This window comes from Flavobacterium limicola (genome assembly GCF_003634755.1).
Lineage (GTDB): Bacteria > Bacteroidota > Bacteroidia > Flavobacteriales > Flavobacteriaceae > Flavobacterium > Flavobacterium limicola.
Genome location: NZ_RBXA01000001.1, coordinates 993,368 through 1,014,956, shown reverse-complemented (window position 1 = coordinate 1,014,956; position 21,589 = coordinate 993,368). Strand labels below are relative to the sequence as shown.

The window sequence follows — 21,589 nt, the reverse complement described above, 5'->3', positions numbered from 1 at the left end:
AGTAATACTTTAGAGTTAAAATATTTATCTCAATTTTGTATATCCAAAAATTTATAATAATTACCTTTGACCTTTATTGAATATATATGAATAATAATGCTCCAACATTTGCTAAGCAAGACAGCTTGAAATTTTTTAGAACGCTTAACTCTCGGGTTAACAATTACTTCAAAGAAAACAATATCCAAAAGACCGGGAATTGGAAACTATACTTGAAAACCATAATTCTCTTTTCAGTTTTTCTTGCTCCTTACTTTTTAATTTTGACACTTGGTATGCCTTTTTGGGCCCATCTTCTGTTGACCATCGTTATGGGAATTGGAATGGCCGGAGTAGGAATGAATGTGATGCACGATGGAAATCACGGTTCATATTCTAACAAAACCTGGGTGAACAAATTCATGGGTGGAACTATTTATGTTTTGGCAGGAAATGTATACAACTGGCAAGTGCAACACAATGTTTTACACCACACTTACACAAACATTCCAGGTCATGATGAGGATTTAGATGCTGGACGTGTAATCCGTTTTACTAAAGAAGCAAAATGGTATAACTTTCACCGTTTTCAACAATATTATTCTGTATTCTTATACGGATTACTAACGTTCAACTGGGCTATCACAACTGATTTCAAACAGATGAGAAGCTATTTGAAAAGAAAATTATCGTACGGAGAAGCGAAAAGCCCAAAAATACTTTGGACAACATTAATTATCACAAAAGTAATTTATGTTTCTATCTGGATCGTATTGCCAATCGTTATTGGAATCACATGGTGGAAAGTGCTTATTGGTTTCTTCGTGATGCATTACACAGCTGGTTTAATTCTGAGTGTTGTGTTTCAATTGGCGCACGTTGTGGAAGAAACAACCAATCCGTCTCCAAATGAATTAGGTGAAATGGACAATACTTGGGCGATACACCAATTGTTTACCACTACGAATTTTGCTCCAAAAAATGCTATCGTCAACTGGTACACTGGCGGATTGAATCACCAAATTGAGCACCATATTTTTCCAAATATCAGTCACGTACATTATGGTAAAATTGCCAGTATCGTAAAAGAAACTGCTCAGGAATGCAACTTGCCTTATTACGAATACAAAACAATGCGAAGCGCCGTTATTGCTCATTTCAAACATTTGAAAGAACTGGGAATGAAACCGGAACTTACATAGTCATATAACACCTAGAGATGCACTGCGGTGCATCTCTACTAATTAATAAACTAACTACAACCTATTACAATGAATCCATTATCCGATAGAATTAACAATCTAGCAACATCACAAACACTAGCAATGGCTGCTTTGGCCAGAGAATTAAAAGCACAAGGAAAAGACATTATCAGCTTAAGCTTAGGCGAACCTGACTTTAATACGCCTGACTTCATCAAAGATGCAGCAAAAAAAGCGATTGATGAAAATTACAGCACTTATTCTCCAGTAGAAGGATATGCTGAATTAAAAGAAGCCATCTGCAGAAAATTCAAAAGAGACAATGATTTAGAGTACAAACCATCTCAAATTGTAGTTTCAACAGGAGCAAAACAATCCTTATACAACATTGCACAAGTAATGCTAAACGATGGTGACGAGGTAATTTTACCGGCACCTTACTGGGTTTCATATTTCGAAATCGTAAAATTATCTGGTGGAGTTCCTGTAGAAGTTCCAACTTCTGTAGATACGGATTTCAAAATTACACCAGAACAATTAGAAGCGGCCATCACGCCAAAAACAAAAATGATGTGGTTTAGTTCTCCTTGTAATCCAAGTGGATCTGTTTATAATAGAGAAGAATTAACGGCATTAGCCAAAGTGTTGGAGAAATATCCGCATGTATACGTTGTAGCTGATGAAATCTATGAGCACATCAATTTCTCAGGGACTTTTTGCAGCATCGCATCTATCCCGGGAATGTTAGAAAGAACAATTACTGTAAATGGAGTTGCTAAAGCTTTCGCTATGACGGGATGGAGAATTGGATATATTGGCGCACCAGAATTCATCGCTAAAGCATGTACAAAAATTCAAGGCCAAGTAACCTCAGGAGCAAATTCGATTGCACAACGCGCTACCATAACTGCTGTAGATGCTGATCCATCTGTGTTAAAACACATGGTTGATGCTTTCCATAGCCGTAGAGATTTAGTAGTAGGATTATTGAAAGAAATTCCAGGCGTAAAAATCAACGTTCCTGAAGGAGCTTTTTACGTATTCCCAGACGTTTCTTCATTCTTCGGAAAAACATTGAAAGGAACCGAAATCAAAAATGCAATGGATTTATCAATGTACCTTTTGGCCGAAGCTAACGTAGCAACGGTAACAGGTGACGCTTTTGGAAATCCTGACTGTATTCGCTTCTCTTACGCAACCAGCGACGAGATCTTGAAAGAAGCATTAAAAAGAATCAAAGATGCTTTGGCACTATAGTCAAAACTCATAAAATCGAAAGTTAGAAAGTCAAAAATCCAACTTATAATATACTAACAAAACCTCAAGATATTCTTGGGGTTTTGTTGTTTTTGGGCGTGACCACAAGGGTCGGGCTTTCCGCTGCAATCTTTATATTTTTAAAGAAAAAATATAAAGGATTTCCACTCCTATCCCTCACGCAAACCCTGCCAAAATCCTAATTATTCTAATCCAGTACGGAATGTTCATTATTTGCTAAAATATTTATAATCAATCGATAAAATAACAACAATTTACAAATTTGTAATATTAATTTTATATATTAGCTCTAGAAATGAATCATTCTAAATAATATTTTGAAAAATGTTTACAAACCAAGAAGCTGAATATTTATTAAATCTAGAAAAAGTTTTAGTAAACCCTTATCAAACTATTGATTTAAAAAACAAAAAGAATAGAATTGAATTAATTTCTAATCAAGATTCCGATTACGCCTTTTGGATTGAAATAACTACAAATCAAAAAATAATCCTTAAAACCTCAATTCATCATTTAGAAAGCAATTCACATATTGGTCTTCTTAGAATTGATTTTAAAGGAGGCCATCATAATCCTGAAAATATTAAAGATACATTACCAGAATTTTTAAAACCATATGCTGATAAATGGTTTCTACCGAGCGAACCACACATGCATATTTACGTCGAAGGTTATAAACCTCTAGCTTGGGCTATTCCATTGACAGAAATTGATTTCCCAATTAAAGAAATTAATCAATCATCAGATTTGTCGGATTTAATATTTAACTTTGCTAGAAGGATAAATTTAAAATCCATAATAAATATACAACACGCACTACTGTGAATTGGGTAAACACATCTGTCGACAATTATTATAATTGGTTAAGAGAAAAAACTTTTATCCAAAAAGACCTTACTACGGATTGGTTTTTAATAAATACACCTTTTATTGGTGCATTTAACGATACAATTGAAATTTATGCTCAAAAAAATGGTTCTCAATTAAAATTGAGTGACAATGGAGAAACACTATCCAATTTAGAAATTCAGGGATTACAAATCCAAGGGTCAAAAAGAAGAAAATCATTATTAGATTCAATATTAATTAATTACGGTGTAAAAATTGATAATGACGAATTGGTAATTGAGACTAATATTGATAAATTTTCACAATCAAAACATAATTTTCTTTCAGCAATAATTGAGATAAATGACTTATATGTTTTATCAAATCATAATGTTGCATCAATATTTAAAGAAGATGTTCGAAATTATTTAGATTCCCAAGATATTATATTTACACCTGATTTTATTTCGAAAGGTTCAACTGGGTTAGAATTTAATTTTGATTTTCAAATTGCACAAAGAGATAAAGAAATAGTTATTAAATCTTTCAACACTATTAACAAATCCAACTTGCCTACATTTTTATTTTCATGGGATGACATTAAACCTGTTCGAGAAAAAATTACAAAAAAAAATGTAACTGCTATTGCAATAATCAATGATATTGACAAAGAAATTAAAAGCGAATTTTTAGAAGCCCTTAAATCTAAAAATGCTAACTTCATTCTTTGGTCTGAAAAAGATTCTGCTGAAAATAAAAAATTACTTGTTGCATAATCCGGTTTCGCATTCTAGATCCCTATAGCCTAGAAATTCTTTCTGCGCCAACAAACAACAGTAACAAAAAAATAAGCCAAACTAGATTTATAGAACTAATCAAACCCAAACCATCATGCTCACAGCCATCAACCCAAAGTTACCCATGCGTAACAAAGCAATTACAAGGGATTTCTACATCAAACAATTGGGTTTTCAAGAATGGGGTAGTGCAGACTTTGACGGGTATTTGATGGTACAAAAAGACAGCATTGAAATTCATTTTTTTGAGTTTCCGACCATTAATGCTGTCGAAAATTACTCAGGAGTTTACATTCGGGTGCAAGATATCGAAACCGTTTATAACAACTTCTTAAAGAACGGTGTTCCCATTCATCCCAATGGTCCTCTGGAAATCAAACCTTGGGGACAAAAAGAATTTTCGATATTGGATCCGGATTATAATCTATTGACTTTCGGGCAAAGTTTGTAGGTAATCTGCAGTCATAAAAAAGCAATTTAGTATTTTTACATTCTAATTAAGACTTCAAAAAATGAAAATACTACTGCTAGGCTCAGGCGAATTAGGAAAGGAATTTACAATCGCGGCACAACGTATCGGACAAATCGTAATCGCTGTGGACAGTTACGAAAATGCTCCGGCAATGCAAGTTGCCCATGATTTTGAAGTCATCAACATGCTGGACGGAGATGCGTTAGACAAAATCGTCGCCAAACACCAACCAGATTTCATCGTTCCTGAAATAGAAGCCATTCGCACCGAGCGTTTTTATGATTACGAGAAACAAGGAATCACCGTAGTTCCTTCTGCGAAAGCGGCAAACTTCACGATGAATAGGAAAGCAATTCGGGATTTGGCATCCAAAGAACTCGGACTAAAAACAGCCAAGTACCGCTACGCCACCACTGCCGAGGAATTGCAAAAAGGAGTTGAAGCCGTTGGAATGCCCTGCGTGGTAAAACCCTTAATGTCTTCGTCTGGAAAAGGACAATCAACCATAAAAACCGAAGCGGATATCGAAAAAGCATGGAATTATGCCGTGAAAGGTTCCCGTGGCGATGTGGTAGAAGTAATTGTGGAAGCTTTTGTCAAATTCAATTCGGAGATAACTTTATTAACCGTTGTTCAAAATAATAATCCGACGCTTTTCTGTGCGCCAATTGGTCACCGTCAAGAACGTGGAGATTATCAAGAAAGCTGGCAACCGGCAAAAATTTCCGACAAAGATTTGTATGAAGCGCAAGACATGGCCGAAAAAGTAACCGAAGCTTTGGGTGGCGCAGGACTTTTTGGAGTCGAATTTTTCTTGGCTGATGATGGTGTTTATTTCTCGGAATTATCGCCTCGACCTCATGATACCGGAATGGTAACTTTGGCGGGAACGCAAAACTTCAACGAATTCGAATTGCACTTACGAGCTATTTTGAGTTTACCTATTTTCGAAATTACATTAGAAAAAGCGGGGGCGAGTGCTGTAATTTTAGCTTCGGAAAACTCAACCAATCCAACCTATTCCGGAATAGAAAATATTGCTTCCTTACCAAAAACGGATTTCAGAATCTTTGGCAAACCAACTTCAAGACCGTATAGAAGAATGGCTGTGGCTTTAGTCAATGATACTTTAGAAACTCCAATTGAAGAGGTGGTAGAAAAAGCCAAGAAAGCAGCAAGTCTTGTTACTGTGCATTCGTAATTTACTATAGATAGTATTGTCAAGTCGAGCGCAGTCGAGACTCAACGCTTAGTCTCGACTGCGCTCGACTTGACAAACGTCTTAAGGAAACGAGATTGATCACCCATTACTTTTTAGAAATACGAAAATCTGTCGGAGTCATTCCCGTATGTTTCTTGAACAATCGGGTGAAATACGAATAATCATCATAGCCTAATTCCGTTGCAATTTCATTGACGGTAAACTTTTTATCCATCAGCATGCGTTTCGCTTCAAGGATAATTCTAGCTGTAATTACTTCGGTTGTGGTTTTTTGCAACATTTCATTGCAAATCCTGTTCAAGTGTTTCAAAGTAATATTGAGTTGTGAAGCGTAGAAAAAAGGCGCCTTTTCTGTTTTAAAGTTTTGCTCCAAAAGCACTTCAAAATTTTTAATCTTGACATTATACGAATGTGCTTCGTGCAAATGTGTTTCACTATATTTTCTGGCAATTTCAATGTGAATAATATCCAACAAATTCATTACTTTATCTTGCTTCAATAGCTGATTCGATTGTGTTTCTGCAATAAGACTTTCAAAATAAGGAAAAATCGCTTTCGATTCGGATACGTCAAAAACCATTTCCGGTTTATTATCCACCGAAGAATAAAATGGATAGTCGGCGATTGTTTTTTGTCCAAAATAAAGATTATACATTTCCTGCGAATAGAAAATTACGAACCCTTCCACGTCATCAGATAAATTCCAATGATGCATTTGTCCGGGTTGCAGAAAAAACATACTTCCCGCCTGAATCGTAAACACATCAAAATCGATTTCATGTGTTCCTGAACCTTTGGTAAAAAAGACCAAAACATACGAATTATGCCTGTGCGGTTCCTCAACAAAACTATGGTCAATTAAGTGATTTTTAAAGGTATTAATATACAAATCACTATTCACAGAATTGCAGTTAAAACGCTGAATGTTATAAATAGGATATTTTTTCATTTTGCTCCAAATGTCTTTATTGTGCTATAATTAGCGAATATAGAAAACATCTATGATATGAATAAGAAATACCTTTGATAAAATAATTACGATGTCAAATTCTATTGTACACATCTTGAATAATGATTGCCCTCATTGTCTTAAAGGCAAAGTTTTCAATGAAAAAAGTATCTTTTTCAATTTTAGATTCCCTAAAATGAACGAATATTGTTCTCATTGCAATTACAAATTCGAAAAAGAACCCGGTTACTTTTTTGGAGCCATGTATGTAAATTATGGGTTAACAGTAGCGCAAGGAATTGCAACTTATGTTATTGCTCAATTCTTCTTTAAAGAAACTTTCGATTTACGAATCATTCCAATCATTGCCGTGGTGATTATCGCAATGGCTTCTATCAATATTCGTCTTTCCAGATTATTGTGGATTTACATGTTTAAAAATTATTCGATGTAAAAAAACCTGTATCTTAGCTAAAGTAAAATTTAATCATTTATGAAAAAGATACTGTACTTAGCTATTTTGTTCTCTGCAACACTTGCTAGCGCTCAGGATAAAAAAGAAGAACCAAAACCTCAAATTGTTGAAGCTTCGTGCGGACAATGTCAGTTTGAGATGGAAGGACATGGTTGTGAATTAGCCGTTCGCATTGACGGAAAATCCTATTTTGTTGATGGAAGTTCTATTGATTCCCACGGAGATGCACATGCTAGTGATGGTTTTTGTGCAGCAATAAGAAAAGCTGAAGTTACTGGCAAAGTAGTTAATAATCGGTTCAAAGCTACTTCTTTTAAACTGTTGCCAAAAAAATAAAAAAAGGGCTTAAAGAATTTTCTTTAAGCCCTTTGTCATTAATTGGATTTCATACTCAATTTGAGATTACTATTCTCAAAACTCGAAATATCAATCACTTCTTCCAAGTCTACATCAAAAGAAATTGTGACACTATCACCTACCATTGTCACCGGCAATTGATTCGATATTTGGGATGAGCCCACAAAAATATTAGGATAATCTTTGACTTTAAAATAATAGAAGCTATTCCCGTTTTTTACATCATTTTGGATTCGGGTCACTACGGATTTCAGTGATTTTTTATTGGAAACACTATTCGGATTTATCTTATTATCCGCCATATTATAGACGTTTTTAAACGAAGTCAAGGTTTCTCGCATGGTATTTCCGACACCAACAATCGTGTAATCTGAAATAGCAACCATCGCAAACATTTTAACCAATCCGCCATCATCTTTCAGCGTCATCACATAGGTAGGAATGTTATTAATATTGTACGGAATAGGCAATGAAGCCTTATATCCTTTTTCCTGAACTTTCCCTTGTGCCGAACTTTGAGCAGCAAATTCTGTTGCGCCACCTTGTTTATAAAAAGTTGTTTCTTTGGTTCTAGTGTCCACCAAAACAAAACCTACGGCAGATTCCTCTTTCCCAACTGAAGTCAACCCTGTGTACCAGTAGGATTTATTGTCTTTTCCGTAAACCAATGTCATTCCTTCCGTAATTTGAAGTTTATCCTGATTAGAAAAATTCCAGTACCCGTGAACGTATTCGCCCCAATCATTCAACTGATTTTCGATGAAATCCAAAGGCTGGATTCGGTCCACCCACTTTGGCGTTTTAGCAATTGAATATTCGTTTATAACTCCAGATTGCGCATCAACCACAATAACTCCAGTCGCTTCTTTTCCGGAAAAACCAATTTTTTTACCATATTTTGTAACAATCCAAAACGGATTTCCAGCATCATCAATCTCAAAACTAAAATCAGCCAGACCAACCGTAGCATTTCCGTTAAAATAAACGTGTCGGTGAATATCGCTTTGAAAATAGGCGCCTTGCTGGTACTTAATTTTTATATCCTTCCCTCCTACATTCTGAACTAATTTCACATCGCGTTCATTGGTTGCAGAAACCATAACATATCCAGCAGTTCCTTCTTGGTTGTTAAACCATTTTAAAAAACCCGAATGCAATAAAGGTGCGACCCAATACAAATCGTTGTTTACTTTTTGGATGCAAAAATCACCTAATTCTACCTGACTTCCCAAGGCGGGTTGCGAACCTAAAATTTTCTCACCCAAAAGATGCGCTAATTCCTCATCGACCACACGGATTTTATCAATTGAAATTGGAGCAATGTGATTGGTTATTTTTTGTCCGTTTTTAACCTCGCCTATTAATTTCTGATACGAATCGCTTCGGAACATTTTTAGACTGGTTACAAAAGGTAACGCTATACAATACACCAAAAGCACTCCTGCCAAAACAAATAAAATCTTGTTAGGCTTAGAGACAAACTTGACCTGTTTTGTTTGCTGCGAGACTGTCAATCCAAGAGAAAAAACTATTCCAAGAATTACTAAAAGCAACAAAATAAAGGCAAAACCCGTAAAGCCATAATTGATTACCGGAAGGTTGCCATAAAACAATAAAAACCCAAAAAGGAACAAGAAAACAATTGAGAATATCTTTTTCATAACGCTGTTTTTTATACTTCATTAGTTTACACAAAATGAAAAATGTTACAGAAAAAAGTCGTAATAAATTAATACTGAAGAACAAAAGAATGTTCTGATTTCGATAGAAAAAGCTAAAAACAAAACTTTCAACTATTTATAAGATTTTGTTAATATTAGTTTAGCAGCGGTTTTTTCGAAAAAAAATAAAAGTTTAATCATTAGATTTGTGGAAATCGTTATGTTAATGAAGTTATTAATAGTTGAAGATGAACCAAATCTTTCGTCAATTATCCGCAAAGGATTTTCAGAAAAAAATCACGAAGTAAGTGTTGCGCTTGATGGTACAACAGCATTAGATTTACTTTCGAATCACAATTTTGATGTGGTGATTCTAGATGTAATGTTGCCTGACATTAATGGAATTGAAATTTGCAGACGTTTGCGAGCCGCGAAAAACTTTGTCCCCATTTTGCTGTTAACCGCTTTGGGAAGCACTGAAAATATAATAAACGGATTGAATTCCGGAGCTGATGATTATCTATTAAAACCCTTTAAATTCCTGGAACTTGACGCGAGAGTCAACGCACTTTCGAGACGAGCGGGTCAAGTACAAAAACCGAATGAAATTATCACTATTGCTGATCTTCAAATTAATTCGAAAACAAAATCCGTATCCAGAAATGGAGACACCATTATACTGACGGCCAAAGAATTTAAACTTTTATATTATCTGGCCATTAACTCAGAGACCATTTTATCCCGTGAGCAACTTTTAGACAATGTTTGGGATATTAATTTTGAGATGAACACCAATGTGATTGATGTTTACATTAACTATTTGAGAAAAAAAATTGACAAACCATACGAAACTAAACTAATTCATACCATGAAAGGTTTAGGCTATGTATTGAAACTATAAAAATGCAGATTAAGAAAAAAATTACCTTTACCTACATTGCGCTTTCTACCCTCAGCACACTTTTACTAAGTTTGGTGGTTTTTTTCTTGTTCAAACAAAATAACCAATATCATTTTTTGAAAAGATTACAAGATCGGGCTAAAATTGTAGCGTCGATTCACTATCAAAATGATCCTGTAAAAACCCGTTATTTCAAAGAATTTAAAGCTAATGGACTTGAAGAACTGATTGATGAGAACAATTATGTCCTAAAAGTCAGTGGAAAAAACACCTTTGAATACAACACCGATCTCGATTTACCAGCTGATTTTTATACAAAAGTAATGGCCAATGGTTCTAATTGGATAGAAAACAGCAACCGCTATTTTTATGCCCAAACTTTTACGGAATCCAATCAAAAATATATTGTAATCATTACTGCAATAGACCGCAGGGGAAATGTCAGCAGCATTTATATCATACAAATTCTGTTTTTTGGAGGACTGGCTTTTATATTATTGGCGTATTTTCTTGGTAGATTTCTGGCCAGAAGAGTGATCAATCCAGTAGCGCGAATTACAGATGAAGTTAAAATAATTAGCGCATCAAACCTTCACAATCGACTTCCTGAGACTAAAAGTTCGGATGAAATTGGCGATTTGACAAAGACTTTTAACAACATGCTGGACCGACTGGAAACCTCATTTGAAATTCAGGCAAATTTTATCAATAATGCGTCACATGAACTAAAAACTCCTGTAACAACCATCATTGCTGAAGCAGAAATCATGCTTTTGAAAGAAAGAAATGTTGCGGATTACATTGTATCTTTAGAAAACATTCACAGTCAGGCATCCCGACTTGGCGATCTTACAGAAAGTCTTTTGAAACTGACACAAACCGGTTATGACGGCAAAAAACAATTATTAGATATCGTTAGGATTGATGAACTTTTAATGGATGTAAAATCAGATATTGACAAAATTTACCCCAACAACAGAGTCACTATAAAGTTCATCAAATTTCCAAATGACCCGGGTTTATTGGAAATTCCTTGTAACAAATCTTTATTAGAACTTTCGTTGAATAATATTATTGCCAATGGAGTCAAATATTCTGATAATGAAACGGTCTTTGTTACTTTATCCGTAAATAATTCAACCATTAAAATTTCTATTACTGATATTGGAATTGGTATTCCCGCGGAAGATATTCCACATCTTTATGAGCCTTTCTTTCGAGGCAAAAAGGCATCAAAATACAATGGATATGGTTTGGGACTTCCGCTTGCCATGAAAATAATCAGGATGCACAACGGAGAACTTCAAATACAATCGGAACCTGACAAAGGGACAATTGTAAATATTACTTTTAATACGGCTAACATTAAAAATTCTAATGTTAATTCTTAGAATATTCTAATTTTAATTTAAGGTTGCTATAAAGTGGGAACTGTTATTTTGTATGTATAAAGAAATCAAATCTGCTACATATGAAAAATATTCTTATCCCATCGACATTACAAAACGACACAATCAATGCTGTAAAAACGGCTATAAATTCTGCTAATGGTAACCAGTGTCAGATCACATTAATGTTACTTGCAGATATTCCTGACACGTTTTCCTCTGCCAGTTTATTGCGAAACATTAATACAGGATTAAACTCAACCCAAGAAAATGTTTTGGATGTGTGTCGCCAAATCATCTCGGAAAATAAAAATTGCAGCTTAAAAATCCACCATCAATACGGAATTTCTTCACCGATTTTTAAAAATTTAGTAAGCCATTTCAACATTGGTTTAACCATTATAACTCCTTCTTTTAAATCTTCAAAAAAGAAAATCAATTCCTTTTGCATCCAAATTATTTCTAACAGCAAATGTCCTATTCTGCGCACCAACGCAAACTTTGACCAAGAACTATTCAGCCAAGCTTTGTACATTAAAAATTCAGATTCTAACCTTCATGCAGAAGATTTGCAAGCTTATGTGAATACACTTTTTTCTTTGAAAATTGTGAGTGAAAGCGAAACGAACGAAAGCCAACCTTTTTTGAGCGATACAATTTCTAAAAATAACATCAACTTATTGATTGAAACCAGGAAACCAAAGAAATTAAAACTATTAAAGAAAGAAAAAGCAGCACTCAACGAGTTACTGGGATTGCCAGTTCTTTCATTGTACGAAGAGATTTACTAGGAAAATCAAATGATTGTTTAAAATTTTAATCCAAAGTATATGTTACTAAATAAAAAAATTCCAATGAAATATGTGTTGGGTAAAATAAAAACCGAATTGACATTAGTCATTGTGTTTTGTATTTCCTTTCAAATGTTTCATTATTTCTTCGAGACTATAGCAATCAACATTCCTATTGCAATTCCTACTATTATTGGAACCATTATTTCATTATTACTGGCATTCAAATCAAACCAAGCGTATGACCGCTGGTGGGAAGCAAGAATAATTTGGGGTTCTATTGTTAACGATTCCAGAACGTTATTACGCCAAATCATTATTTTTTATGATGATCCCGATTTTTCGGTTCAGGCAAACGATTTTAAAGAAAAATTTGCAAAAAGACAAGCAGCGTGGTGCTACAGTCTTGGACAATCACTCCGTGAAAAAGATCCTATAAAACCAATAAAAGATTTACTGGATGAAGACGAATTACGTTTTGTAAAAAAACACAAACATGTTCCCAACGCAATTTTATTGTTACATGCCAAAGATTTAAAAAAAGCACTTAATACTAATAAAATTAATGTTTACCAACAGGTAGAAATCGACAATACATTATCGCGATTATGTGATGCTATGGGTAAATGTGAGCGTATAAAAAACACCATTTTCCCAACAACTTACAGCATGTATATCAGGTTTGCGCTGTGTTTATTTATTATTCTCTTGCCTTTTGGCTTGATAAATAACATTGGTTGGCTTCAAATTCCATTGGTGACAACCATTGCCGTTGCTTTTTTTCTGATTGAAAAAATGGCCATTCATTTGCAGGATCCATTTGAAAACAGACCTACAGACACTCCTGTAAGCGCTATTTCGAATACAATTGAAAAAAACCTTATGCAAATGGTCAACGAATATCGAGATGAGTTTGAGGAAGAATATTATTCATATCAAACAGCAAATCAACCGATTAAACCGTTAAAGAACACGTATTTCGTTCTTTAGAATTTTCATTTTTAGTGCCAATCCACTCTATTTATTGGGGTGGATTTTTTTTGGATTGAATGTAGTATTTTATAAATGAATCATCCTTTCAATAGCAAAAGGAAGCCAAACAGATAGTTTCAAATACCGCAAAAAATAGTATTTTTGCAGTCCGATTGAAATTCATTTTTCAATCTTTACATTTTTCAATCTTTACATTTTTCAATCTTTACATTTTTCACTCTTTAAAATAAACACATGAAAGCATACGTATTTCCAGGTCAAGGCGCACAATTCACAGGAATGGGTAAAGACTTATATGAAAATTCTGCTCTTGCAAAAGAATTATTCGAAAAAGCCAATGAAATTTTAGATTTCCGTATCACAGACATCATGTTTGGGGGAACAGCCGAGGAATTGAAAGAAACCAAAGTGACGCAACCAGCCGTTTTCTTGCATTCGGTGATTTTGGCAAAAACATTAGGTGAGGATTTCAAACCAGAAATGGTAGCGGGACATTCATTGGGTGAATTTTCAGCTTTAGTAGCTAATGGTGCTTTGTCTTTTGAAGATGGATTAAAATTAGTTTCACAAAGAGCTTTGGCAATGCAAAAAGCTTGCGAAATAAAACCATCTACAATGGCAGCCGTTTTAGGATTGGCCGACAATATTGTGGAGGAAGTTTGTGCTTCGATTGACGGAATTGTAGTAGCTGCAAATTATAACTGCCCGGGACAATTAGTAATTTCAGGAGAAACATCAGCAGTAGAAAAAGCGTGTGAAGCGATGAAAGCCGCTGGTGCAAAACGTGCATTATTATTACCTGTTGGTGGTGCTTTTCACTCACCAATGATGGAGCCGGCTCGTGAAGAACTGGCGGCAGCTATTGAAGCAACCACTTTCTCTACTCCTATTTGTCCGGTTTACCAAAATGTAACAGCAAGTGCTGTTTCAGATCCAAGTGAAATCAAGAAAAATTTAATTATCCAATTGACAGCACCTGTAAAATGGACGCAATCGGTTCAACAAATGATTGCTGACGGTGCTACTTTATTTACTGAAGTAGGTCCTGGAAAAGTATTGGCAGGATTGATTGGAAAAATTGATAAAGAAGCGATGACAGCAAATGCTTAATTAACGCTATTTTACAATTTACAAAATCAATAAATATACTGTACTCATAAATGAAAGTTTATGAGGATTTTTTTTATCTTTATACTAACAAGTACAAGTCGATAATAATTATTTAAAATAAACAAAATGAAAAAAACACTTTTAGGATTAGTATGTATTGCAGCTTTGATGACTTCTTGCAAAAAAGAAACAAAAGATGAAGTAAAAGAGGCTACTGAAGCAGTTGGTAATGAAATGGAAGAAGCTATAGATACAGCAGCGGTTAAAGTTGATGCTGCAGCTGATTCAACAAAGGTTAAAGCTGGAGAAGTTCTTGAGAAAGGAGCTCAGAAAATGGATGAAGCTGCTGAAAAATTGAAAGAAGCAGACAAAAAATAATTTATAAAAAAGGGCTATCGTTTGACAGCCCTTTTTTTATTTTCTAATCTTCTGTTCCCATTTCCAGGCACTGGCCATCGCTTCTTCAAGCGTTGATTGTGCTTTCCATCCCAAAACATCGTTAGCTTTATCGGTATTGGCGTAAGCCGAAGTAATATCGCCTTCTCTTCGTCCTACAATTTTGTAAGGCAGTTTTTTACCGCTCACTTTTTCGAAAGTATGTATCACTTCTAAAACAGAGCTTCCTGTTCCGGTTCCCAGATTAAAAATTTCTACTTTGGAAGTGTTTTTTTTATTCAGTAAGCGTTGCAAAGCGATTACATGGGCTTTCGCCAAATCGACTACATGAATATAATCGCGTATTGCTGTACCATCTGGAGTAGGGTAATCATCTCCATAAACCGAAAGCTCTTTTCGCAATCCAAAACCGGTTTGCGTAATAAACGGCACTAAATTTTGAGGAACTCCAATAGGCAATTCTCCAATCTCAGTGGATGGATGCGCCCCTATTGGATTAAAATAACGCAGTAAAATTGCGTTGATATTAGTAACTTTGGCAGTATCAGTGATGATTTCCTCTCCTATTTGTTTTGTGTTTCCATAAGGAGACATCGCAGTCTGAATCGAAGCATTCTCTGTAATTGGCATGGTTTCAGCCTGACCATAAACCGTACAAGAAGAACTAAAAATAAAGTTAGCCTCAGGTTTTTGCTGTAATTCCTGCAAAACATAAACTAAGGCATTTATATTATTTTCATAATACAACAACGGATTTTCTACGCTTTCACCTACTGCTTTCGAAGCTGCAAAATGAATGACACCTGAAATATCGTGATGTCTTTTGAAAAAATCTTGAACTTTATCCTTTTCGCGCAAATCTAACTTTTCGAAAGCCGGAACTTTTCCCGTAATATTCTGAATTCCGTCTAAGACATCTAATGAAGTGTTTGATAAATTATCTACAACAATAACTTCATATCCTTCATTTTGCAATTCAACTACGGTATGAGATCCTATAAAACCCAAACCTCCTGTAACTAGTATTTTCATAGTTCACTTTTTTAGATTCAGACGCAAAATAGCATCTTATTAATATTCTTTATAAAAAAAGACGCGATAAATCGCGTCTTTACATTATTTCAAAAATTCTAAAACAGAATCTGTTATAAACTTAATTTGCTCGTCATCTAATTCGGTGTGCATTGGCAATGAAAGTACTTCCTTAACCAACTGATTGGTAACGGGAAAATCTTCTTCTTTGTAACGAGAATCAGCGTATGCCTTTTGCGAATGCAACGGAATTGGGTAATAAATAGCACAAGGAATTCCTTTTTCTAATAAATGCTGCATCAAACCGTTCCTGTCAGCATCAATGATTCGCAACGTATATTGATGGAAAACGTGACAGTCGCAAATATCACAAATACTTGGCGCAACGATATTTTTATGCCCTTCAAAAGCAGCAGAATATTTCCTGGCTGCGTCTTGTCTGGCTCTTCCATATTCATCTAATAAAGGCAACTTAGCGTTCAAAACCGCTGCCTGAATGCTGTCTAATCTAGAATTTACACCTACAACATCATGATGGTATCGCTCGTACATTCCGTGATTTACAATTCCGCGAAGTTTATGTGCCAATACATCATCATTCGTGAAAATTGCACCACCGTCTCCATAACATCCAAGATTTTTGGAAGGGAAAAACGAAGTTGCTCCTACGTGTCCAATCGTTCCCGCTTTCTTTTTAGTCCCATCCGAAAATTTACAGTTGGCACCAATCGCTTGCGCATTATCTTCAATTACATACAAGTTATATTTTTTGGCAATAGCCATAATTGCTTCCATATTGGCGGCACGGCCAAACAAATGTACCGGCACAATTGCTTTTGTTTTTGGCGTAATTGCTTTTTTGATTCCTTCAATGGAAATATTCATGTTGAACAGATCCACATCGACTAAAACTGGTGTCAATTGTAATAAAGCAATAACTTCCACTGTCGCAGCAAAAGTAAAATCAGCAGTGATTACCTCATCACCGGGTTTCAAATCCAGTCCCATCATGGCAATTTGCAAAGCATCGGTTCCATTTGCACAAGGAATTACGTGTTTTACATCCAGATATTCTTCTAATGATTTTTGAAATTGATGAACTTGAGGTCCATTAATATAGGTATTAGTGTCTAAAACTTCCTGAATAGAAACGTTAACGGTATCTTTTATTTTTTCATATTGACTTTTTAAGTCAACCATTTGGATTTTTTTCATTGTAATTTTTGTTTAATGTTCGAAAGAATACCGATTCTTAATACAGTAAATACTTTCTTAAAACGAAGAACAAAAATAGTTATTTATGAATTGAAACCAATGCAACCAATAGGAAAAAAGATAATAATCCAATGAAATAAAAAGGGAGTTCCTAATACCCAAAATTTAAATATTGTTGCGGAAGAAATTAAAATAAAGAAAACGTATTTTAGCACTAAAATTTTAATGATGCTTTTTCTATATAATTTAATGGTTCAATTTGCTGGTTTTTTATTAAAAATCATGGCGCTTTTCAGTCCAAAAATGAAACTTTTTGTGGATGGCAGGAAAGTAGTTTTTCCTGTTTTGGAACAAAAAATAAAAGCTACTGACAAAACAATTTGGTTTCATGCCGCTTCTTTGGGCGAATACGAGCAGGGTTTACCCGTGATTGAAAAGATAAAAGAGCAATTTCCTTTCCACAAAATCGTGGTTACTTTTTTCTCTCCTTCGGGTTATGAAGTTCGTAAAAACAATACTGTTGCTGATGTCACGGTTTATTTGCTTTTAGATACTAAGAAAAATGCACAACAATTTCTAGAACTCGTTCATCCGGATTTGGTTTTCTTTATCAAATATGAATACTGGCCCAATTATTTATTTGAACTCAAAAAATCAAATACTAAAACCTATTTGGTTTCAGGAATTCTTAGACCAAATCAACTCTTTTTCAAATGGTACGGTGGTTTTTACAGAGACGCGCTGGATGCGTTCACGTACTTTTTTGTTCAAAATGAAACTTCTAAAAAGCTACTGCAGCAATTAGGAAAAACTAATGTTGCCGTTTCTGGAGACACCCGATTTGATCGAGTGGCCACAATTTTAGAAAAAGACAATTCACTAGATTTTATTTCTGATTTTAAAGACAACAAACTCACTATTGTAGTGGGAAGTTCATGGCCAAAAGATGAAGATTTAATAGTGGATTTTATTAATTCGAATACTTTCAATGTTAAGTTTATAATTGCGCCACATAATATTAAGGAAGAACAAATTCAACAATTAAAAAACAGCATTACCAAAAAAACTGTTTTATTCTCTCAAAAAGAAGGAAAGCAATTGGCTGATTTCGATGTTTTTATAATTGACACCATTGGCATTTTGACAAAAATCTATAGTTATGCAGATATTGCTTATGTGGGCGGCGGTTTCGGGAATCCCGGAGTTCACAATGTATTAGAACCGGCAACTTTTGGCGTTCCAATCCTTATTGGACCCAACTATTCGCATTTTGCAGAAGCAATTGCGCTAGTCAATATGGAAGCCTGTGTTTCTGTTAACAATCAAAAAGAATTGAACGAGGCTCTTGAAAACTTAATATGCAACGATGATATTCGAAATGAAAAAGGACACATGTGCAGCACTTTCGTACAAATGAACAAAGGCGCCACTGCCATCATTTTAAAACATATTTTGAATGATTGAATTTAAAACCTTAAAACTTTCCGATATAGAAACCGTGGTTTCCAAGATGGAAGAATTTTATGCCATCGATAATTATCCCATTTCCGTTGATGTGTCTAAAGCTTTGTTTCAAGAATTTATTTCCAATGAAAATCTGGGAAAAGCTTGGCTGATTGTATCCGACAACGAAATTGTAGGCTATATTATTTTAACATTCGTTTTTAGTTTTGAATACCAAGGAAGAATTGCTTTTTTAGATGAATTGTACGTAACCGAAAAAGTTCGTGGAAAAGGAATTGGCAACAAAGCCGTTACATTTATTAAAACCGAAAGTCATAAGCTATCTTTAAAACTGATTTATCTGGAAGTAGAACCGCACAATAAAAAAGCACAAAAATTGTATCTTGCCAACGGTTTTGAATCGCACAAAAGGCAATTGATGCAGTACAAAATCAAATAAAATTACACTCTAAATTTAATACCATGAAATTTTTAAAATTATTCTTATTATTATTTGTCATTCAGACGCAAGCTCAGCAAGGCGGCATGTGGATTCCTTCGCTGCTGAAAGGAATGAATGAAACCGAAATGAAAAATCTGGGCATGAAAATGTCTGTAAAAGACATTTATGATGTAAATCAGTCGAGCATGAAAGATGCGGTTCCACATTTTAACGGAGGTTGTACCTCAGAAGTTATTTCCCCAAAAGGGCTAATTTTAACCAATCATCATTGTGGATTTTCACAAATTCAATCGCATTCCACCGTTGACCATGATTACCTAACGGATGGTTTTTGGGCGTACAAAATGGAAGAAGAATTACCAAACGAAGGTTTGACAGTTACTTTTATGGTGAAAATTGAAGATGTAACAACAGCTGTTCTCGAAGGTACTGCAACTCTTACCAGCGAAGCCGAAAAACAAAAGAAAATTCAAGAAAACATTACGGCTTTGTCTAAATCGTTGCCAAAGGAAAATTGGCAGGAAAATAAAATTCGTACCTTTTTCGAAGGCAATCAATACATTCTTTTTGTAACGGAAACCTTTACAGATGTGCGTTTAGTTGGTGCTCCGCCTTCCTCTATCGGGAAATTTGGTTCTGATACTGACAACTGGGTCTGGCCGCGTCATACAGGAGATTTCTCATTATTTAGAATCTATGCTGACAAAAATAATCGCCCGGCAGCCTATTCAAAAGACAACGTACCTTATACACCTAAACACTTCTTGCCTATTTCACTAGATGGCGTAACCGAAGATGATTTTACATTGGTTTTTGGTTACCCAGGAAAAACAAACGAATATTTACCTTCGGTTGCGATTGAGCAAATTGTAAACGAACTGAATCCAGCAAAAATCGAAATCAGAGACAAAGCTTTGAAAGTTGCCGATGGTTTTATGCGAAAAGACAATGCCATCAAAATTCAATACGCTTCAAAATATGCAAGCATTGCCAATTATTGGAAAAAATGGATTGGCGAAACGCAAGGATTAAAAAAATCAAATGCGGTTACCGTAAAAAAAGAATCTGAAAAAGAATTTCAGCAAAAAATAGCGAAAGCAGGTAAAGAAAAAGAATACGGAACACTCTTGGCTGACTTTAACAGAAACTACATGGAAATTGCGCCTTATGCTGTAGCAAGAGACTATTTTACAGAAGTAGTACTGCGCAATACTGAATTACTGAGTACAGGATACAAATTATACCAATTGGAAGAAGTTTACAAAAGTAAAGGAGAACAGTCTTTCAATGACCGAAAAAACAATTTAATAACGGGACTGGCTGATTTTTACAAGAATTTCAATGCAACTGTTGATGAAAAAGTTTTTGAGCAGTTAATTGAATTGTATGCTACCAAATCTCCAAAACAATTTTTACCAAAAGGCTTGGTGAATGTGAATGCCAAAAATCTGGCTTCTGAAATATATACCAAATCTCAACTGAAAAATTACGCCGGTTTAAAACAATTGCTATCTGGTGATGCCCGTACTGTTTTGCTAAATTTAAATAATGACCCCGGGTTCTTGCTTGTAAAAGAATTAGCCGACAAATATTCTAAAGAAGTTGCGCCAAAATACGACGAATTGAACTTAACAATTACTGCGTTGCAGCGCACTTACATGAAAGCGCAATTAGAATTGAATACGGAAAGCCGTATTTTTCCGGATGCAAACAGCACTTTACGTGTAACGTACGGAAAAGTAAAAGGATATGAGCCTAAAGATGCTACTGTGTACACTCCAGTAACGTATTTGGATGGTGTGATGGAAAAATACATTCCGGGAGATTATGAATTTGATGTTCCTGCTAAATTGATCGATTTATATAAAACAAAGGATTACGGTCCTTACAGTGAAAATGGGAAAATGCCTGTTTGTTTTATTGGTACAAATCACACTACAGGAGGTAATTCAGGAAGCCCGGCAATTGACGCTAATGGAAACTTAATAGGACTGAATTTTGACAGGGTTTGGGAAGGAACTATGAGCGATATTTATTACGACCCGAGTATTTGCAGAAATATCATGGTGGATATCCGTTACGTTTTGTTCATTATGGATAAATATGCGGGTGCAAAAAACTTAATCAGTGAATTAAAATTAGTTCACCCAAAGAAAATTAAACCGCTGAAAAATAAAAGCTTAAAACAAAAATAGCCTAAAAACAAGGCCAAAGCAACGTTATTAAACATTTATTAATCACTTGCCCTAACTGGCATAATAATTGCGAATTACTCCGACGTTGACAAAAAATATTATTTTTTAAAAAAAAAATAAAAAAATATTTTACATATTAAAAAATTTATATCTTTGCCACGAATTAATAATTAACCTTTTATATTAAATTAAGATGAAAAAAGTATTTTTAAGTTTAGCTGCTGTTGCTGTATTGACTGTTGTATCATGTAAAAAAGCTGACGCTCCTGCTGAGGATGCTGCAACTACTGTTGATTCTGCTGCTGCTGTAGTTGATTCTGCTGCTGCTGTAGTTGATTCTGCTGCTGTTGTTGTTGATTCTGCTGCTGCTGTTGCTACTGAAGCTGCTGAAGTTGCTACTGAAGCTGCAAAAAAATAATTAGAACTCAAATTCTAAAAATTT

The 21,589-nt window shown here is 34.8% G+C and carries 22 protein-coding genes; 18 read left to right on the top strand and 4 right to left on the bottom strand.

From position 1 onward, the window contains the following. Window positions 1-86: 86 nt before the first annotated feature. The 6 genes from BC952_RS04520 to purT all read left to right on the top strand — a co-directional run bounded on the left by BC952_RS04520 (window position 87) and on the right by purT (window position 5,757). Window positions 87-1,181: a fatty acid desaturase family protein gene (locus tag BC952_RS04520; RefSeq protein ID WP_121364424.1), complete on the top strand. Its 1,095-nt coding sequence runs from the start codon at window positions 87-89 to the stop codon at window positions 1,179-1,181. A 69-nt stretch (window positions 1,182-1,250) separates the two neighbouring features. Then, the gene (locus BC952_RS04515; RefSeq protein WP_121364423.1) at window positions 1,251-2,438 is read left to right on the top strand and encodes a pyridoxal phosphate-dependent aminotransferase; all 1,188 of its coding nucleotides are present in this window, start codon (window positions 1,251-1,253) and stop codon (window positions 2,436-2,438) included. A gap of 345 nt (window positions 2,439-2,783) precedes the next feature. Continuing rightward, window positions 2,784-3,284: a DUF6978 family protein gene (locus BC952_RS04510; RefSeq protein WP_091165453.1), complete on the top strand. Its 501-nt coding sequence runs from the start codon at window positions 2,784-2,786 to the stop codon at window positions 3,282-3,284. Further along, window positions 3,281-4,063, top strand: coding sequence for a DUF1828 domain-containing protein (locus BC952_RS04505; RefSeq protein ID WP_121364422.1), 783 nt, complete (start codon window positions 3,281-3,283; stop codon window positions 4,061-4,063). Before BC952_RS04510 ends, BC952_RS04505 begins: the two co-directional genes overlap by 4 nt. 115 nt (window positions 4,064-4,178) lie before the next feature. Further along, the gene (locus tag BC952_RS04500; protein ID WP_121364421.1) at window positions 4,179-4,535 is read left to right on the top strand and encodes a bleomycin resistance protein; all 357 of its coding nucleotides are present in this window, start codon (window positions 4,179-4,181) and stop codon (window positions 4,533-4,535) included. Between the two features lie 61 nt (window positions 4,536-4,596). Continuing rightward, window positions 4,597-5,757: a formate-dependent phosphoribosylglycinamide formyltransferase gene (gene purT, locus BC952_RS04495; RefSeq protein ID WP_121364420.1), complete on the top strand. Its 1,161-nt coding sequence runs from the start codon at window positions 4,597-4,599 to the stop codon at window positions 5,755-5,757. A 106-nt stretch (window positions 5,758-5,863) separates the two neighbouring features. On the opposite strand, the gene BC952_RS04490 is transcribed toward purT, so the two are convergent. Beyond that, window positions 5,864-6,727 (bottom strand): AraC family transcriptional regulator, encoded by an 864-nt coding sequence (locus tag BC952_RS04490; RefSeq protein ID WP_121364419.1) that lies wholly within the window; start codon window positions 6,725-6,727, stop codon window positions 5,864-5,866. Window positions 6,728-6,923: 196 nt separating this feature from the next. Here BC952_RS04490 and BC952_RS04485 point away from each other — a divergent pair, with 196 nt between their 5' ends. Continuing rightward, a complete protein-coding gene (locus BC952_RS04485; protein WP_244200092.1) occupies window positions 6,924-7,181 on the top strand; it encodes a DUF983 domain-containing protein in 258 nt (85 codons plus the stop codon). A 39-nt stretch (window positions 7,182-7,220) separates the two neighbouring features. Continuing rightward, complete coding sequence (locus BC952_RS04480; protein ID WP_121364417.1) at window positions 7,221-7,538, top strand: DUF6370 family protein; 318 nt, start codon at window positions 7,221-7,223, stop codon at window positions 7,536-7,538. A 38-nt stretch (window positions 7,539-7,576) separates the two neighbouring features. Here BC952_RS04480 and BC952_RS04475 read toward each other — a convergent pair whose 3' ends face one another. After that, on the bottom strand, window positions 7,577-9,220 hold the full coding sequence (locus tag BC952_RS04475; RefSeq protein ID WP_121364416.1) for a hypothetical protein: 1,644 nt from the start codon (window positions 9,218-9,220) through the stop codon (window positions 7,577-7,579). Window positions 9,221-9,446: 226 nt separating this feature from the next. Between BC952_RS04475 and BC952_RS04470 the strand changes: the two genes are divergently transcribed. The 6 genes from BC952_RS04470 to BC952_RS04445 all read left to right on the top strand — a co-directional run bounded on the left by BC952_RS04470 (window position 9,447) and on the right by BC952_RS04445 (window position 14,781). Beyond that, the gene (locus BC952_RS04470; RefSeq protein WP_121364415.1) at window positions 9,447-10,121 is read left to right on the top strand and encodes a response regulator transcription factor; all 675 of its coding nucleotides are present in this window, start codon (window positions 9,447-9,449) and stop codon (window positions 10,119-10,121) included. A 116-nt stretch (window positions 10,122-10,237) separates the two neighbouring features. After that, window positions 10,238-11,512, top strand: a complete 1,275-nt coding sequence (locus BC952_RS04465; protein WP_244200091.1) for a HAMP domain-containing sensor histidine kinase — start codon at window positions 10,238-10,240, stop codon at window positions 11,510-11,512. An 80-nt stretch (window positions 11,513-11,592) separates the two neighbouring features. Next, window positions 11,593-12,300, top strand: coding sequence for a hypothetical protein (locus BC952_RS04460; RefSeq protein WP_121364413.1), 708 nt, complete (start codon window positions 11,593-11,595; stop codon window positions 12,298-12,300). A 39-nt stretch (window positions 12,301-12,339) separates the two neighbouring features. Then, on the top strand, window positions 12,340-13,290 hold the full coding sequence (locus BC952_RS04455; protein WP_121364412.1) for a bestrophin family protein: 951 nt from the start codon (window positions 12,340-12,342) through the stop codon (window positions 13,288-13,290). Between the two features lie 237 nt (window positions 13,291-13,527). Next, window positions 13,528-14,403, top strand: a complete 876-nt coding sequence (gene fabD / locus BC952_RS04450; protein WP_121364411.1) for an ACP S-malonyltransferase — start codon at window positions 13,528-13,530, stop codon at window positions 14,401-14,403. A 126-nt stretch (window positions 14,404-14,529) separates the two neighbouring features. After that, entirely contained in the window at window positions 14,530-14,781 is a 252-nt protein-coding gene (locus BC952_RS04445) for a hypothetical protein (RefSeq protein WP_121364410.1), read from the top strand. 36 nt (window positions 14,782-14,817) lie between these two features. Here BC952_RS04445 and galE read toward each other — a convergent pair whose 3' ends face one another. Next, the gene (gene galE / locus BC952_RS04440; protein WP_121364409.1) at window positions 14,818-15,831 is read right to left on the bottom strand and encodes a UDP-glucose 4-epimerase GalE; all 1,014 of its coding nucleotides are present in this window, start codon (window positions 15,829-15,831) and stop codon (window positions 14,818-14,820) included. Between the two features lie 84 nt (window positions 15,832-15,915). After that, window positions 15,916-17,046: a DegT/DnrJ/EryC1/StrS family aminotransferase gene (locus BC952_RS04435; protein ID WP_121364408.1), complete on the bottom strand. Its 1,131-nt coding sequence runs from the start codon at window positions 17,044-17,046 to the stop codon at window positions 15,916-15,918. A 228-nt stretch (window positions 17,047-17,274) separates the two neighbouring features. Here BC952_RS04435 and BC952_RS04430 point away from each other — a divergent pair, with 228 nt between their 5' ends. The 4 genes from BC952_RS04430 (at window position 17,275) to BC952_RS04415 (ending at window position 21,565) form a co-directional block, all read left to right on the top strand. Continuing rightward, window positions 17,275-18,510: a 3-deoxy-D-manno-octulosonic acid transferase gene (locus BC952_RS04430; RefSeq protein WP_121364407.1), complete on the top strand. Its 1,236-nt coding sequence runs from the start codon at window positions 17,275-17,277 to the stop codon at window positions 18,508-18,510. Then, a complete protein-coding gene (locus BC952_RS04425; protein WP_121364406.1) occupies window positions 18,503-18,949 on the top strand; it encodes a GNAT family N-acetyltransferase in 447 nt (148 codons plus the stop codon). The genes BC952_RS04430 and BC952_RS04425 overlap by 8 nt, the downstream gene beginning before the upstream one ends. A gap of 23 nt (window positions 18,950-18,972) precedes the next feature. Continuing rightward, on the top strand, window positions 18,973-21,147 hold the full coding sequence (locus BC952_RS04420) for a S46 family peptidase (RefSeq protein ID WP_121364405.1): 2,175 nt from the start codon (window positions 18,973-18,975) through the stop codon (window positions 21,145-21,147). 193 nt (window positions 21,148-21,340) lie between these two features. Beyond that, window positions 21,341-21,565 (top strand): PG1828 family lipoprotein, encoded by a 225-nt coding sequence (locus tag BC952_RS04415; RefSeq protein WP_091165530.1) that lies wholly within the window; start codon window positions 21,341-21,343, stop codon window positions 21,563-21,565. Window positions 21,566-21,589 lie beyond the last annotated feature (24 nt).

What these genes read in the sequence shown, in the direction of transcription:
- BC952_RS04520 (WP_121364424.1), top strand. Translation starts at nt 87, where the DNA reads ATGAATAATAATGCTCCAACATTTGCTAAGCAAGACAGCTTGAAATTT.
- BC952_RS04515 (WP_121364423.1), top strand. Translation starts at nt 1,251, where the DNA reads ATGAATCCATTATCCGATAGAATTAACAATCTAGCAACATCACAAACA.
- BC952_RS04510 (WP_091165453.1), top strand. Translation starts at nt 2,784, where the DNA reads ATGTTTACAAACCAAGAAGCTGAATATTTATTAAATCTAGAAAAAGTT.
- BC952_RS04500 (WP_121364421.1), top strand. Translation starts at nt 4,179, where the DNA reads ATGCTCACAGCCATCAACCCAAAGTTACCCATGCGTAACAAAGCAATT.
- purT (WP_121364420.1), top strand. Translation starts at nt 4,597, where the DNA reads ATGAAAATACTACTGCTAGGCTCAGGCGAATTAGGAAAGGAATTTACA.
- BC952_RS04490 (WP_121364419.1), bottom strand. Translation starts at nt 6,727, where the DNA reads ATGAAAAAATATCCTATTTATAACATTCAGCGTTTTAACTGCAATTCT.
- BC952_RS04485 (WP_244200092.1), top strand. Translation starts at nt 6,924, where the DNA reads ATGAACGAATATTGTTCTCATTGCAATTACAAATTCGAAAAAGAACCC.
- BC952_RS04480 (WP_121364417.1), top strand. Translation starts at nt 7,221, where the DNA reads ATGAAAAAGATACTGTACTTAGCTATTTTGTTCTCTGCAACACTTGCT.
- BC952_RS04475 (WP_121364416.1), bottom strand. Translation starts at nt 9,220, where the DNA reads ATGAAAAAGATATTCTCAATTGTTTTCTTGTTCCTTTTTGGGTTTTTA.
- BC952_RS04470 (WP_121364415.1), top strand. Translation starts at nt 9,447, where the DNA reads ATGAAGTTATTAATAGTTGAAGATGAACCAAATCTTTCGTCAATTATC.
- BC952_RS04460 (WP_121364413.1), top strand. Translation starts at nt 11,593, where the DNA reads ATGAAAAATATTCTTATCCCATCGACATTACAAAACGACACAATCAAT.
- BC952_RS04455 (WP_121364412.1), top strand. Translation starts at nt 12,340, where the DNA reads ATGTTACTAAATAAAAAAATTCCAATGAAATATGTGTTGGGTAAAATA.
- fabD (WP_121364411.1), top strand. Translation starts at nt 13,528, where the DNA reads ATGAAAGCATACGTATTTCCAGGTCAAGGCGCACAATTCACAGGAATG.
- BC952_RS04445 (WP_121364410.1), top strand. Translation starts at nt 14,530, where the DNA reads ATGAAAAAAACACTTTTAGGATTAGTATGTATTGCAGCTTTGATGACT.
- galE (WP_121364409.1), bottom strand. Translation starts at nt 15,831, where the DNA reads ATGAAAATACTAGTTACAGGAGGTTTGGGTTTTATAGGATCTCATACC.
- BC952_RS04435 (WP_121364408.1), bottom strand. Translation starts at nt 17,046, where the DNA reads ATGAAAAAAATCCAAATGGTTGACTTAAAAAGTCAATATGAAAAAATA.
- BC952_RS04430 (WP_121364407.1), top strand. Translation starts at nt 17,275, where the DNA reads ATGCTTTTTCTATATAATTTAATGGTTCAATTTGCTGGTTTTTTATTA.
- BC952_RS04425 (WP_121364406.1), top strand. Translation starts at nt 18,503, where the DNA reads ATGATTGAATTTAAAACCTTAAAACTTTCCGATATAGAAACCGTGGTT.
- BC952_RS04420 (WP_121364405.1), top strand. Translation starts at nt 18,973, where the DNA reads ATGAAATTTTTAAAATTATTCTTATTATTATTTGTCATTCAGACGCAA.
- BC952_RS04415 (WP_091165530.1), top strand. Translation starts at nt 21,341, where the DNA reads ATGAAAAAAGTATTTTTAAGTTTAGCTGCTGTTGCTGTATTGACTGTT.